This is a genomic window from Actinokineospora sp. NBRC 105648 (assembly GCF_030269645.1).
Taxonomy (GTDB): Bacteria; Actinomycetota; Actinomycetes; order Mycobacteriales; family Pseudonocardiaceae; genus Actinokineospora.
On the sequence record NZ_BSTR01000001.1, the window covers coordinates 135,465 to 151,614 of the forward strand.

Annotated in this window: 1 protein-coding gene; it reads left to right on the top strand. The window is 73.2% G+C overall.

Features of this window, described 5'->3' with window-relative positions; genetic code table 11:
* Nucleotides 1-194: 194 nt before the first annotated feature.
* The gene (locus QSK30_RS00495; RefSeq protein ID WP_285498712.1) at nt 195-16,145 is read left to right on the top strand and encodes a type I polyketide synthase; all 15,951 of its coding nucleotides are present in this window, start codon (nt 195-197) and stop codon (nt 16,143-16,145) included.
* Nucleotides 16,146-16,150: the final 5 nt, after the last annotated feature.

Genomic DNA, 16,150 nt, shown 5'->3' on the forward strand with positions numbered 1-16,150 from the left:
CCGGCAGGTTAGGGGCAGGGGCCGGGGCCATAGGGGTTGGCCGCGCTGACACGGCCTAACTACTGTCCAACCCGGGGACGCGTCCGAGGAGAATCGGAGGCAATTCACGTCGTTGGCGCGCCCTTTTCCGGTCCCGGCTTCGGTCGAGTTCCCGCGCGCGGGAACTCACGGTATCGAGTGGGTTTGAGGCATTCATGTCCGAAGTGCGCGCCGAGGCCATCGCGGTTGTCGGGTTCTCCTGCCGATTCCCGGGCGCGGACGACCCGCGCCGGTACTGGGACCTGCTGCGGTCCGGCACCGACGCCACCACCGAGGTCCCAGCGGACCGCTGGTCGCTCGCCGAGGTGCCGCGCGGGGGCTTCCTCGCCGACGTGGCCGGCTTCGACGCCGGGTTCTTCGGCATCGCCCCGCGCGAGGCCGCGGCCATGGACCCGCAGCAGCGGCTCGCCCTCGAACTGGCCTGGACCGCCTGCGAGGACGCGCGGATCCCGCCAAAGGCGCTGCGCGGCAGCCGGACCGGGGTGTTCGTCGGCGCCATCTGGGACGATTACGCCACCTTGCTGCACCGCGACGGCGACGCCGCGATCGACCGGCACACCATCACCGGGCTGCACCGCAGTGTCATCGCCAACCGGGTCTCGTACCTGTTCGGCCTGCGCGGACCCAGCCTCGCGGTGGACGCGGGCCAGTCCTCCGCGCTGGTCTCGGTGCACCTGGCCTGCGAAAGCCTGCGCCGCGGCGAGTCCGACCTGGCCATCGCGGGCGGGGTCAACCTGAACCTGGCCCCGGAGAGCACGGTCAGCGCGCTGCGCTTCGGCGGGCTGTCCCCGGACGGTCGCTGCTACACCTTCGACGCGCGCGCCAACGGTTTCGTCCGCGGTGAGGGCGGCGGCTTGGTGCTGCTCAAGCCGTTGGCGCGGGCGTTGGCCGACGGTGATCGCGTGCACTCGGTGATCCTCGGTAGCGCGGTCAACAACGACGGCGGCGGCGCGAGCCTGACCGCGCCGAGCCGGTACGCCCAGGAAGCCGTGCTGCGCGAGGCGCACGAGCGCGCGGGCGTTGCGCCGGACGAGGTCGGCTACGTCGAACTGCACGGCACCGGGACACCGATGGGCGACCCGATCGAGGCCGCCGCGCTGGGGGCCGCGCTCGGCCGCGCGCGCTCGGCGCCGCTTCCGGTGGGGTCGGCGAAGACGAACCTGGGCCACCTGGAGGGCGCGGCGGGCATCGCCGGGCTGATCAAGGCGAGCCTGGTGGTCGAGCACGGGGAGATCCCACCCAGCCTGAACTTCCGCGAGCCGAACCCGCGCATCCCGCTCGACGAGCTGAACTTGTTGGTGCAGACCGAAGTCGCGCCGCTGGTCGGCCGCGATGCCGGGGTCAGCGCGTTCGGCATGGGCGGCACCAACTGCCACGTGGTCCTCGGACCGGCGCCCGCGCCGACTTCACAGTCTACTCAGGACTCACGGGTCATCGTCCTCGTCTCCGGGCGGACCGAGGCGGCACTCCGGGCGCAGGCTTCGCTGCTGCGCGAGGTCGAGCACGGGGTTGTCGACATCGCGCACTCCCTGGCCACCACGCGCACGGCCTTCGAACAGCGTGCGGCCATCGTCGCCGCGGACCGGGCCGAACTGCGCGCCGGGCTGGCCGCTGTCGCCGCGGGCTTGCCCGCCGCCGGGGTCGTCACCGGCGCGGTGACCCAGGGCAAGGTCGCGTTCCTGTTCTCCGGCCAGGGTTCTCAGTGGGCCGGGATGGCCAGCGACCTGCTCGACACCGACGAGGTCTTCGCCGAGAGCATCGCCGCGTGCGCCGAGGCGCTGGACCCGCACGTCGACTGGTCGCTTCCGGAAGTGCTCCGCTCGGGCGACCTCAGCCGGGTGGATGTCGTCCAACCCGCGTTGTTCGCGGTGATGGTGTCGTTGGCCGCGATCTGGCGCTCGCTGGGGGTGCGGCCGGAGTGCGTGGTCGGCCACTCGCAGGGCGAGATCGCCGCCGCGCACGTCTGCGGGGCGTTGTCCCTCGCGGACGCCGCGAAGGTCGTGGCGCTGCGCAGCAAGGCGTTGGTGGCGTTGGCGGGCCGGGGCGGGATGCTGTCGGTGCCCGCCGCGCCTGACCAGGTGCGGGAGTGGCTCGCGGACTGGCCGGGGCTCTCGGTGGCCGCGGTCAACGGACCCGCCGCCGTGGTGGTCGCCGGTGATCCGGAGTCGCTGGACGGGTTCGCGGCGGTCTGCGGCGTCAACGCCAAGCGCGTGCCGGTGGACTACGCGTCGCACTCCGCCCACGTCGAGGAGATCCACGACGAGCTCTTGGCCGTGCTCGACGGCATCGAACCGCGACCGGTCGAGATCCCTTTCCTGTCAACGGTCACCGGTGAGTGGTCGCCCACGCTGGACGCCGAGTACTGGTACCGGAACCTGCGCGGCACCGTGGAGTTCGCAGCCGCCACCCGGACGCTGGTGGCCGCGGGTTACCGGTTCTTCGTCGAGTCCACGCCGCACCCGGTACTCGCCCCCGCCGTCCGGGACACCCTGACCGAGTCCGAAGTGGACGAAGCGGTGGTGGTCGGCTCGCTGCGCCGCGACGAGGGCGGTCTCGATCGACTGCTGCTCGCCGCCGCCGAGTTGCAGGCGCACGGTGTCGACCTCGCGCCGCCGCCCGGCGTCGCCGTTGACCTGCCCACCTACGCCTTCCAGCGGGAACGCCACTGGCGCCCGGGTTCCACCGCCACTGACCAGGCGGTCGAGCGGGACGACTCGCTGCGCGGTCGGCTGCTCGCCGCGCCCGCGGACGCCCGGATCGGGCTGGTGCTCGACCTGGTCCGCGCGCACACCGCGGTCGTCGGCGGGTTCTCCGGGCCGGACGCGGTCGACCCGGCGCGCACGTTCAAGGACCTCGGCCTGGAGTCGCTCACCGCCGTCGAGTTGCGCAACCGGCTGGCTGTGGCGACCGGGCTGCGGCTGCCGACCACGCTGCTGTTCGACCACCCGACCCCGCTCGCGGTGGCCGCCTTCGCCCGCGACGAGTTGCTCGGTGGCGAGCGCGTCACCGAGGGGCCACGCACTCGCGCGGCCGACGAGCCGGTGGCGATCGTCGCCATGGCCTGCCGCTTCCCCGGTGGCATCGACTCGCCGGAAGCCCTGTGGCGCTTGGTTTCCCGGGGAGATGAGGCGCTCTCGGAGTTCCCTTCCGACCGTGGCTGGGAGCTGCCCGCGGACATGCCCGCCCAGGGCGGCTTCCTCGCCGACATCGCCGGGTTCGACGCCGAGCTGTTCGGCGTCTCCCCGCGTGAGGCGCTGGCGATGGACCCGCAGCAGCGGATGCTGCTGGAGGTCTCGTGGGAGGCGGTGGAACGCCTTGGCATGGACCCCGCGCGGTTGCGGGGCAGTCGCACCGGTGTCTTCGTCGGTGCCATGGCCCAGGACTACGGCCCGCGCATGCACGAGCCTGCGGGCGATTCGGCCGGATACCTGCTCACCGGCAGCACGGCGAGTGTCGCATCAGGACGGATCGCGTACACCTTCGGCTTCGAGGGCCCGGCGGTCACCGTCGACACCGCGTGCTCCAGCAGTTTGGTCGCGCTGCACCTGGCCACCCAAGCGCTGCACGCCGGCGAGTGTGACCTGGCTCTCGCGGGTGGCGTGACGATCATGTCGACGCCGGGGATCTTCGCGGAATTCGCCCGCCAGGGCGGGCTCTCGCCGGACGGGCGGTGCAAGGCGTTCGGCGCGGGTGCGGACGGCACGGGCTGGTCCGAGGGTGTCGCGGTCATCGCGCTGCGGCGGCTGTCCGACGCGGTCCGCGATGGCAACCAGGTGTTGGCGCTGGTGCGTGGCTCCGCGGTCAACTCCGATGGCGCGTCGAACGGCCTCACCGCGCCGAACGGTCCATCGCAGCAGCGGGTGATCCGTGCCGCGCTCGACTCGGCGGGTCTGTGCGCGTCCGATGTGGACGCTGTGGAAGCGCACGGGACCGGCACCGCGCTAGGCGATCCGATCGAGGCGGGCGCGCTGCTCGCCGCGTACGGGCGTGACCGTTCCACGCCGCTGTGGTTGGGCTCGGTCAAGTCCAACATCGGCCACACCCAGGCCGCCGCGGGCCTCGCGGGTGTCATCAAGATGGTGCAGGCGCTGCGGCACGGCGAGCTGCCGCGCACGCTGCACGCCGACGAGCCGTCCCCGCACGTCGACTGGTCAGCGGGTGCGGTGGAGCTGTTGACCGATAACCGTCCTTGGCTGCGCGGCGCCCGCCCTCGGCGGGCGGCGGTGTCGTCGTTCGGCATCAGCGGCACCAACGCGCACACGGTAATCGAAGAGGCGCCGGTAGCGACTGAGTCCGCTATGGACAGTCGACCCGCGTTGTTCCCAGTGTTGTTCTCGGCTCGTTCGGTCGAGGCGCTGCGCGCGCAGGCGGCTCGACTGCGCACGGTCGACGCCGACGTCGCTGATCTTGCCCACGCCCTAGCCACCACTCGGACGGCACTCGACCACCGAGCCGCGGTCGTGGCCGAGGACCGGGAGAGCCTGCTCGCCGGGCTCGCCGAAGTGGTCGACGGCGGTGGGCGGACCGGGTTGGCCACGCCGCGCAAGACGGTGTTCCTGTTCACCGGTCAGGGTTCCCAACGCGTCGGCATGGGCGCTGAACTGCGCGCGACGTTCCCGGTGTTCGCCACCGCCTTCGACGAGGTCCGCGCGCGGCTGCCGTTCGACGACGACGCCATCGACCAGACCGGCAGCGCCCAGGCCGCGCTGTTCGCCCTCGAGGTCGCGCTGTTCCGCCTGGTCGAGTCCTGGGGCCTGCGGCCAGACGCCCTGGTCGGCCACTCCATCGGCGAGCTGGCCGCGGCGCACGTCGCCGGGATCCTCTCCCTCGACGACGCCTGCGCGCTGGTGTCCGCCCGGGCCCGCCTCATGCAGGCCCTCCCGACCGGCGGGGCCATGCTCGCCGTGGCCGCGTCGGATGTCGTGCTGCCGGAGGGCGTCGACCTCGCCGCGGTCAACGGACCCGAGTCCATTGTGGTCTCCGGCGGCGAGGAGGCCGTCGCGGCACTTGAGGTCCAATGGCGTTCCGAGGGGCGCAAGGTCAAGCGGCTGACGGTCTCGCACGCGTTCCACTCGCGGCTGATGGACCCGATGCTCGCCGAGTTCGCCCAGGTCGCGGCGTCGCTGACCTACCAGACCCCGCGCGTCCCGATCACCCCGACCTCGACCGGCGACCCGGCCACCCCCGACTACTGGGTGCGCCAGGTCCGGGAGACCGTGCGCTTCGCCGACGCGGTCGCCGAGCACGACGGCGCCGTGTTCGTGGAGCTCGGTCCGGACGGCGTGCTCTCCGCCCTGGTCGACGACGGTGTCCCGCTGCTGCGGTCGACCCGCCCGGAGCCGGGGGCGATCGCCGACGCCCTGGCCGGCCTGTGGGTCCGGGGCGCGGGGCTGGACTGGCACCGGGTCCACAGTGGACCTGCGAACCGCGTCGAGCTGCCGACCTACCCGTTCCAGCACGAGCGGTTCTGGCCGGAGGCCACCGCCGTCGACGTCATCGGCGCGGGACTCGGTCCGGCCGGGCACCCGCTGCTCGGTGCGGCCATCCCGCTGGCCACCGGCGACGGCATCGTGCTCACCGGCCGCGTCTCCCTCGCCACCCACCCGTGGTTGATCGACCACTCGGTGCGCGGCGCGGCGGTGCTGCCCGGCACTGCCTTCGTGGACCTCGCCCTGCACGCGGGCGCCCTGTTCGGCAGGCCGAACCTCGACGAGCTGACCCTGCGCGCGCCGCTGGTGCTGACCCGCGAGCCGGTCCGCCTCCAGGTCGTGGTGTCCGCCGCGGACATCTCGATTTACAGCCAGATCGGCGACGAGCCGTGGACAACCCACGCGGCGGGCAGGCTCACCGACACCCCGGCCACCAAGGTGGACCCGGTTGTCCTGCCCGGCGGCCCCGGCAGTCCTGCGGGTTATGCGGACCTGGCCGCCATCGGCCTCGACTACGGCCCTGCGTTCCAAGGGCTCCGATCGGTGTGGCGCACCGAGGACGTCATCCACGCCCACGTGGATCTCGCCGGTCCCCGAGCGGCGGTCTTCGACGCGGTCCTGCACGCCCTCGGCGCCGACGGCCTCACCCGCGACGGGGTCACCCTCCTCCCGTTCGCCTGGTCCGGCGTCACCCTGCACTCAACCGACATCACCGCGCTGCGCGCCCGCCTGACCCGGCGAGGCCAAGACGAGTACGCCCTGCACGCGGTCGATCCGTTTGGCGCGCCCGTGCTGAGCGTCCAGTCACTCACCTTCCGGGCGATCTCCACCGCTGCGCTCCGCGAGTCCGGTGTCGCCTACACCGTCGAGTGGGAGCCGACCGAGGTCCCGCTCGGTGGTTCGGCCCCGCTGTTCGAGATTCCAGCCGGTGACCTGGTCGAACGCACCCATCGCGCGGTGCGCGACGCCTTGGCGCTCGTGCAGGACTGGCTCACCCGTGACACCGGCACCCTGGTCGTGCACACCCGTGGCGCGGTGGCCATCCGGCCGGGGGAGTCGGTGGACCCGGCCGCGAGTGCGGTGTGGGGGCTGGTCCGGTCCGCGCAGACCGAGCACCCCGGCCGGTTCGCCCTGCTCGACACCGACGGCTCCGCCGTGCCGCGCGCCGCCGAGCCGCAGCTGGCGGTGCGGGACGGCGTCGTCCTGGCCCCGCACCCTGTCCGGGGGACTGTTGACGCCGAGCCCCGTCTCGGGCCTGAGGACACCGTTCTGATCACCGGTGGCACTGGTGCCCTCGGCATGATCATCGCCCGGCACCTGGCCGAACGCGGTGTCCGCCTGGTGCTGACCAGCCGTCGGGGACAGCGCTCGGCGGAGACCGACGCGCTCGGCGCGACCGTGATCGCCTGCGACGCGGCCGACCGAGACGCACTGGCCCGGCTGCTGAGTGATCAGCCGATCACCGCGGTCGTGCACGCGGCCGGCGTGGTCGACGACGGGTTGGTCGGCTCGCTCGACGCCGAGCGGGTGGCCGCGGTGCTGCGCGCCAAGGTCGACGCCGCCGTCCACCTCGATGAGCTGACCCGTGACCGCCCGCTGACCGAGTTCGTGCTCTTCTCCTCGGTGGCCGCGCACTTCGGCACAGCGGGCCAGGCCGCCTACGCCGCCGCGAACGCTTTCCTTGACGGTCTCGCCACCCGCAGGCGCGCCGAGGGTCTGCCCGCCCGATCCCTCGCCTGGGGGCTTTGGGACGCGGGCATGGGAGCCACCCTGACCAGCGCCGACCGTGCCAGGTTCCGCTCCCTGGGCGGCGTCCTCACCCCGGCGCAGGGGCTCGCGCTCTTCGACCACGCGCCCGACTACCCGCACGTGCTCGCCCTGGCGACCGCCCTGCGCGCGCCCGAGCCGGTGATCGCGGTCGCGGACCCCGACGAGCTGGTACGCGGCCACGTCGCCGCCGTGCTCGGGCACACCTCGGGCAACCGGGTCGAACCGTCGCGCACCTTCAAGGACCTGGGCTTCGACTCGCTGACCGGCGTCGAGCTGCGCAACCGACTCGGCGCGGCCACTGGCCTGCGGCTGCCCGCCACGCTCGTCTTCTCCTACCCGACCCCGGCCGCGCTCGCCGACTACTTGCGCGGTGAACTCGACGGCACGCCCGACGAGCCGGACGTGGTGGCCGCCGAGGACGACCCGATCGCCATCGTCGCTATGGGCTGCCGCTACCCGGGCGGGGTCGACAGCCCGGAGTCGTTGTGGGACATGGTGGTGGCGGGTCGCGACGGCATCACCGGCTTCCCCACCGGACGCGGCTGGGACCTCGACCGGATCTACCACCCCGACCCCGACGTCCCCGGCACCACCTACACCCGGCACGGCGGCTTCCTGCACGAGGCGCCCGAATTCGACGCGGAGTTCTTCGGTATCTCGCCGCGCGAAGCCCTGGCGATGGACCCCCAGCAGCGGTTGCTGCTGGAGCTGTCGTGGGAGGCGTTCGAGCGAGCGGGTATCGACCCGGACACGTTGCGTGGCAGCCGAACCGGGGTGTTCGCGGGCGTGATGTACCACGACTACGCCGCCAGCATGGCCACCACACCGTCCGATGTGGAGGGTTACCTGGCGACCGGCAGCGCGGGCAGCGTCGTCTCCGGGCGGATCGCGTACACCTTCGGGTTTGAGGGGCCCGCGGTCACCGTTGACACCGCGTGCTCCAGCAGTTTGGTCGCCCTGCACTGGGCAGCGAAGGCCCTGCGGTCGGGCGAGTGCTCGTTGGCGCTGGTCGGCGGCGTGACCGTGATGTCGGCACCTTCGGTCTTCGTCGACTTCAGCCGTCAGCGCGGGCTCGCCCCCGATGGGCGCTGCAAGTCGTTCGCCGCGGCGGCCGACGGTACGAGCTGGGCCGAGGGCGCGGGTGTGCTGCTGGTCGAGCGGCTCTCCGACGCCCGCCGCAACGGCCACCCCGTGTTGGCGATCGTGCGTGGTTCGGCGGTCAACTCCGACGGCGCGTCCAACGGTCTGACCGCCCCGAACGGGCGGTCGCAGGAACGGGTCATCCGGTCGGCGCTCGCCTCAGCCGGGCTCCGAGCGTCCGATGTGGACGCTGTCGAGGCGCACGGCACCGGCACCGCGCTGGGGGACCCGATCGAGGCGTCCGCGTTGCTGGCCACCTATGGCCAGGACCGGGTGGAACCGCTGTGGTTGGGCTCGTTCAAGTCCAACGTCGGCCACACCCAGGCGGCGGCGGGCGTCGGTGGCGTGATCAAGATGGTGCAGGCCATGCGGCACGGGGTGCTGCCCAAGACGCTGCACGTGGACGAGCCGTCGCCGCACGTGGACTGGTCCTCGGGCGCGGTGGAGCTGCTGGTCGCCGAGCGGGAGTGGCCCGCCGTCGGCAGGCCGCGGCGGGCGGCGGTGTCGTCGTTCGGCATCAGCGGGACGAACGCGCACGCCGTCTTGGAGCAGGTTCCCGACGAGCCGGTGGCCGGGCGAACCCGTACCAGGCCCGCCGTGGTGCCGTGGCTGCTCTCGGCCGCCACCCCGGAGGCACTGCGCGCGCAAGCGAGCCGGCTAGCCGAGGTGGTCGCGGACCCCGTCGACATCGGACAGTCACTGACCCATCGCGCGACGTTGCCGTTCCGGGCCGTCGCGTTCGGCCGGGAGGCCGTCGTGGACCTGGCGGCGGATCAGGTGTCACCGCTGCTCGCGCGGGGTGAGGCCGTCCAGGGGAAGCTGGCGTTCCTGTTCACCGGCCAGGGCGCGCAGCACGCGGGCATGGGCGTTGAGCTGTACGAGGCATTCCCGGTCTTCGCCGCTGCCTACGACGAGGTCCGCGCGAAGCTCACCATCGGCGACGACCTGCTGCGCACGGGTAACGCCCAGCCCGCCTTGTTCGCCCTGGAAGTGGCGCTGTTCCGGCTCGCCGACTCGTGGGGACTGCGACCCGATGTCCTCATCGGACACTCGATCGGCGAGCTGGCCGCCGCGCACGTCGCCGGTGTGCTGTCGCTGGCGGACGCGTGCGCGCTGGTGTCGGCGCGGGCCAGGCTGATGGACGCGCTGCCCGACGGCGGGGCGATGCTCGCCGTCGAGGCGTCGTCGGTGGAGCTGCCCGACGACGTGGACCTGGCTGCCGTGAACGGACCCCGGTCACTCGTGGTCTCGGGCACCGCCGCCGCCATCGACGCACTGGAGGCGCGCTGGCGTGCCGAGGGCCTGCGGGTGAAGCGGCTCGCCGTCTCGCACGCCTTCCACTCGCGCCTGATGGACCCGATGCTGGCCGAGTTCGCCCAGGTGGCCGCCGGTCTGACCTTCCACTCGCCGCGGATCCCGCTGGTGCCCACCTCGTCCGGCGACCCGGCCACCCCGGACTACTGGGTGCGCCAGGTGCGGGAGGCCGTCCGCTTCGCCGACGCCGTGGCCGACCTCCCCGAGGGCGTCCGGTGCCTGGAGATCGGTCCGGACGCCGTGCTGTCCGCGCTGGTCGAGACGGGTGTGCCGATGTTGCGGGCGGGTCGCCCGGAGCAGGAGTCCGTCCTGCGAGCGGTGTCCGCGCTGCACGTGCGGGGTGTACCGGTGACCTGGTCGGCGATCTTCGCGCCGTGGGGCGGCAAGCGGGTCGACCTGCCGACTTACGCCTTCCAGCGGCGGCGCTACTGGGTGGACGCCCCGCTGGTCAGCGTCACCACGGACCCCGTCGACGCCCGGTTCTGGGCGGCGGTGGAGGAGCAGGACGTGGCCGCCCTGTCGACCACGCTCGGGCTGAATGACTCCACAAGGGACAGTTTGGCGGGGGTGCTGCCGAACCTCGCTTCCTGGCGTCGGGAACGACGCGACACCTCCCGCGCCGAGACCTGGCGGTACCAGGTCACGTGGCGGCCGGTGGACCTGCCCGCCGCGCCGTTGGACGGCAGTTGGCTCGTGGTGGGCGATTCCGCGATCGCCGACGTGCTCGGCGCGGTCGGCGTGACCGTGCGGGCGGTCGGCGAGGTGGACCGGGCCGCGCTCGACGGCGTCGCGGGCGTGCTGTGCGCGGGCGACCTCGCGCTGGCGCTCCGGGTCTCCCAGACCGTGGCCGAGGCCGACCTGGACGTCCGGCTCTGGTGCGTCACCCGGGCGGGTGTGGCGACCGACGGCGAGTCCGATGTGGACCCTCTGCAGGCGCGGGTGTGGGGCTTCGGCCGGGTGGTGGCGCTGGAGCAGCCGCGTTGGTGGGGCGGCCTGGTCGATCTCCCGGAGACCCTGGACGAGCGTGCGTGTGCCCGACTCGTCGCCGTGCTCGCGGGTGCGGAAGACCAGGTCGCCGTGCGCCGATCCGGTGTCCTCGCCCGACGTCTCAGCCGCGCACCGCTGGCCGCGCGCGAGTCCTGGATCCCACGGGGGACAGTGTTGGTCACGGGTGCGACCGGAGCCGTGGGCGCGCACGTCGCCCGTTGGTTGGCCGCGCGGGGCGCGACCGACCTGCTGCTGACCAGCAGGCGCGGCCCGGCAGCGCCGGGGGTGCCCGAGCTGGTCGCCGAACTCGCCGAGGCGGGCGCGACCGCCACGGTGCTGGCCTGCGACGCCGCTGACCGCTCCGCCCTCGCCGCGCTGCTAGCCGAACACCCCGTCACCGCAGTCTTCCACGCCGCGGGCGTGGTCGACGACGGCGTGCTCGAGTCGATCACCCCGGACCGGCTCGCCGCCGTCCTGCGCGCCAAGGCGGACGCGGCGTCCCACTTGGACGAACTGGTCGGTGAGGTCGACGCGTTCGTCCTGTTCTCGTCCCTGGCGGGCACCGTCGGCAACGCGGGTCAAGCCGCCTACGCCGCGGCCAACGCCCACCTCGACGCCCTCGCCACTCGCCGCCGTGCCCAGGGCAAACCCGCCACCGCGATCGCCTGGGGCCCGTGGGCCGACTCGGGCATGGCGGGTGCGGACTCCATCGCGCGCAGGCTGCGTCGCGGCGGCCTGACCCCGATGCCGCCCGCGCTCGCGCTCGCCGCCCTCGGGCACGCGATCGACTCCGGGGACACCGCGGTCACCGTGGCCGACATCGACTGGGCGCGCTTCTCGGTCGCCTTCACCGCGACCCGATCGAGCCCGCTCATCGGCGACTTGCCCGAGGTCTCCGCCCGCGCACCCGAGGCGCCTGCCCGTGACCTGCCGGGCACGCTCGCGGGGTTGGACCACGCGGCGGCACTGCGAGTGGTCGACGAACTTGTGCGCACCCAGGCCGGAGCCGTCCTCGGCCACGGTCAGACGGGCCCGGTCGACCCGGCGAAACCGTTCCGGGACCTGGGTTTCGACTCGCTCACGGCCGTCGAGCTGCGCAACCGCCTGGCCGAGGCCACCGGTCTGACCCTGACGGCCGGTCTCGTCTTCGACCACCCGACCCCCGCCGCGTTGGCCGCGCACGTGCACAGCCTGCTCGCCCCCGCCGTCCAAGCGCCGCCCGCCCCGGAGGAACCGGTGCTCGCCGGTGCCCCGGAGCCGGTGGCGATCGTGGCCATGGCCTGCCGGTTCCCGGGCGCCGCCGGGCCGGAGCGGTTCTGGGACCTGCTGGTGTCCGAAGTGGACGCCATCGGCGGCTTCCCGGACGACCGCGGCTGGGACCTGCGGAACGCGCCCGAGTTCGCCCGGCTCGGCGGGTTCCTCGCCGACCCGGCGGGGTTCGACGCCGAGCTGTTCGGCATCTCGCCGCGCGAGGCACTGGCGATGGACCCGCAGCAGCGTTTGCTGCTGGAGACCGCGTGGGAGACCTTCGAGCGCGCCGGTCTGGACCCGACCGCGCTGAATGGCAGGCGGGTCGGTGTATTCGCTGGCACCAACGGCCAGGACTACGCGGCCCTGATGGCGAACAACGGCGATGGACTCGAAGGTCACATCGCCATCGGCAGCGCGGCCGCGGTGCTGTCTGGTCGAGTGGCGTACACGTTCGGGCTCGAGGGGCCCGCTGTGTCGGTCGACACGGCGTGTTCGAGCAGCCTGGTCGCGTTGCACTGGGCCGTGCAGGCGGTTCGCTCGGGTGAGTGTGCGATGGCGCTCGCGGGTGGAGTCACCGTCATGGCCACGCCGACGGCGTTCGTCGAGTTCAGCCATCAGCGAGGGCTCGCGGCCGACGGTCGGTGCAAGCCGTTCGCCGAGCAGGCAGACGGCACCGGGTGGGGTGAGGGTGTCGGCTTGGTGCTGGTCGAGCGGCTCTCCGACGCGATCGCCAACGGGCGCGAGATCTTGGCTGTGGTGAGGGGAACCGCCGTCAACTCTGACGGCGCGTCCAACGGGCTCACCGCCCCCAATGGTCCCTCCCAGCAACGCGTCATCCGCCAGGCGTTGCGCACGGCGGGTCTGCGTCCGTCTGATGTGGATGCTGTGGAGGCGCACGGGACCGGGACCGCGCTGGGCGACCCCATCGAGGCGCACGCGCTCATCCAGGCCTACGGGCAAGGCCGCGGCGAGCCGCTGTACCTGGGGTCGGTGAAGTCCAACATCGGCCACACGCAGGCCGCCGCGGGTATCGCCGGGGTGATCAAGATGGTGCTGGCCATGCGGCACGGCCTGCTCCCGCGCACCCTGCACGTCGACGCGCCCACCTCGCACGTCGACTGGTCGCAGGGCGGTGTCGAACTGTTGACGCAGGCCCGACCGTGGCCCGAGCTGGACCGCCCCCGTCGGGCCGCGGTCTCCGCGTTCGGCATCGGCGGTACGAACGCCCACGCTGTTCTCGAGGGCTACGCAGCTGCTCCGCCGGCGCCCACCCACACCGCACCGCTGCCCTGGGTCATCTCCGCTCGCACCCCCGAAGCGTTGCGGGCTCGGGCAATTCAGCTAGCCGCGGTCAGCCTGCCGCCCAGCGCTGTTGGCCGCACGCTCGCCGCGGCGTGCGCGGGCTTGGAGCACCGGGCTGTCGTGGTCGCCGACGACTTGGCCGGTCTGCACCGCGGTCTGGCTGCTGTGGTCAACGAGGCACCCGGCGTCTTGCGCGGTGTGGCTCGACCTGGCCCACTCGCGTTCTTGTTCACCGGTCAGGGTTCTCAGCGTGCGGGTATGGGGCAAGAACTCTACGCGACCTACCCCGTGTTCGCCGACGCGTTCGACGCCGTGCGTCTGCGCGTCGACTGGGACGACGCCGCGATCGACCAGACCGGGAACGCCCAGGCGGCCTTGTTGGCCCTGGAAGTGGCGCTGTTCCGGCTCATGGAGTCTTGGGGCGTCACCCCGGATGTCCTGATCGGACATTCGATCGGCGAGTTGGCCGCCGCGCACGTGGCCGGTGTGCTCGACCTCGACGACGCCTGTGCCCTGGTCGGTGCCCGCGGCAGGCTGATGCAGGCGCTCCCGGCGGGTGGCGCGATGTTGGCCGTCGCCGCGGAACACCTGGACCTGCCCGGCGGCGTCGACTTGGCGGCGGTCAACTCGCCGACCTCGCTGGTGGTGTCGGGGGCTGAACACGCCGTGGCGGCGCTGGAGAGCGAGTTGCGGGCCTCGGGGCGCAAGGTGCGGCGGCTCACCGTGTCGCACGCGTTCCACTCGCACCTGATGGAGCCGATGCTCGCCGAGTTCGCCGCCGTGGCCGAGCGGCTCACCTTCCACGCCCCGCGCATCCCGATCATCACCACCTCGACCGGCGTGATCGACACCGCCGACTACTGGGTGCGGCAGATCCGCGAGACCGTCCGCTTCGCCGACGCGGCCGCCCAGCTCCCGGCCGGGGTCAAGTGCCTGGAGCTCGGCCCGGACGGCGTGCTGTCCGCCCTCGTCCCCGACGCCATCGCGACCCTGCGCCGCGACCGCGCCGAGGTGTCCACGCTGCTCACCGCCGTCGGCCAGTACTACGTGCGCGGCGGCGATCCGAAGTGGACCGCGCTGTTCCCGGCGGGCACACCCGCGCCGATCCCGACCTACCCGTTCCAGCACAAGCGCTTCTGGCCCCAGGTCGACCGCCCGGCCCGGCTCGACCACCTCCGCTACGGCGTCGACTGGGTCCCGGTGGAGCTCGCGGCGAAGCCGTTCGCCGGCCCCTGGCTGCTCGTCGCCCCCACGCCCGCCATCACCGCGGCCATGGCGGGCATCGACACCGTCGTCGTCGACTCGGCCGGGGAGATCGTGCCCGGTGAGTACGCGGGTGCCATCGCCACGCCCGATACCCCGCACCAGGTCTTAGACCTGCTGGGCAGGATTGACGTCCCGCTCTGGTGCGTCACCGACAGCACCACGGGTCCCGGCCACGCCGCGGTGTGGGGCTTCGGCCGGGTCGCCGCGCTGGAGCTGCCCCGCCGTTGGGGCGGGTTGATCGACACCACCGACGCGGTCGGTCTCGCCGCCGTGCTGGCCGGTGGTGAGAACGAGATCACGCTGCGCGACGAACACGTGCTCGCGCGCAGGCTCGTGCGCCGCACCGAGCGATCCGGACCACAGTGGACACCGAGCGGGTCGGTGCTGATCACGGGCGGCACTGGCGCGCTCGGTGCGCACGTGGCTCGCTGGCTGGTCACCAGGGGCGCTGGACACCTGGTGCTCACCAGCCGCAGCGGGTTGAACGCACCTGGTGCGCCGCGGTTGCGGGACGAGTTGATCTCTGCGGGGGTCCGGGTCGACGTCGTGGCCTGCGACGTCGCCGATCGTGACGCGGTGGCCGGGCTGTTGGCCGAGCACCCGGTCACCTCGGTCTTCCACGCCGCGGGCACGGTGGACGACGGCGTGATCGACACCCTCACCCCGGACCGCCTGGACGCGGTGTGGCGCGGCAAGGCCGACGCCGCCCGCCACCTCGACGAGCTGGCGGGTGAGCTGGACGCGTTCGTGCTCTTCTCGTCCTTCGCCGGTGTGGTCGGTAACCCCGGCCAGGCCAACTACGCCGCAGCCAACGCCTACCTCGACGCCCTCGCCGAGCACCGCCGGTCCCGGGGCAAGCCCGCGACCGCCATCGCCTGGGGCCCGTGGGCGGAGGCGGGCATGGGGGCCGAGCACGCCGAACGGCAGCACCGGACCGGGGTCACCGCCCTGTCGCCCGAGCAGGCCATCGAGGCGTTGGCCGCCGCGCTCGACGGGGACGAGACCACCGTGTGCGTCGCCGACATCGACTGGTCCCGGTTCGCGGGCACCCTCGGGAATCCGCCGCTGCTCGACCTGCTGCCCGAGGCCCGGCCCGCCGCGACCCCCGAACCTGACCTCCGGGCCCGCCTCGCCGAGGCGCCCGCGGCCGAGCGCCCGGCACTCGTGCTTGACCTGGTGGCCGCTCGCGCGGCGGTCGCGCTCGGGCACTCGGCGGACGAGTCGATCGACCCGGAGCGCCCGTTCCGCGATCTGGGCTTCGACTCGCTCACCGGCGTGGAGCTGCGCAACCTGCTCGACGCGGCGACCGGACTCGCGCTGCCGTCCACAGTGGTCTTCGACTACCCGACCCCGGCCGCGCTGGCCGCGCACCTGCTCGGCGAGCTGGCGCTCCCGGCGGACGAGCTGCCCGCGATCGCCGAGCTCGACAAGCTGGAGGCGGCGCTCGCCGAGCTGCCGCCGACCGGTGTCGAGGTGGTCACGATCACCGCCCGGCTGCGCGATCTGCTGGCCCAGCTGGACACGCCGCGGGTCACCGAAGGTCCACAGGGGACCGGCGGCGGGCAAGACGCAGGCGACGAGCTGGCCGATGTCAGCGCCGACGACCTGTTCGACCTGATCCACAAAGAGTTCGGCAAGTCCGGATGAGGCCG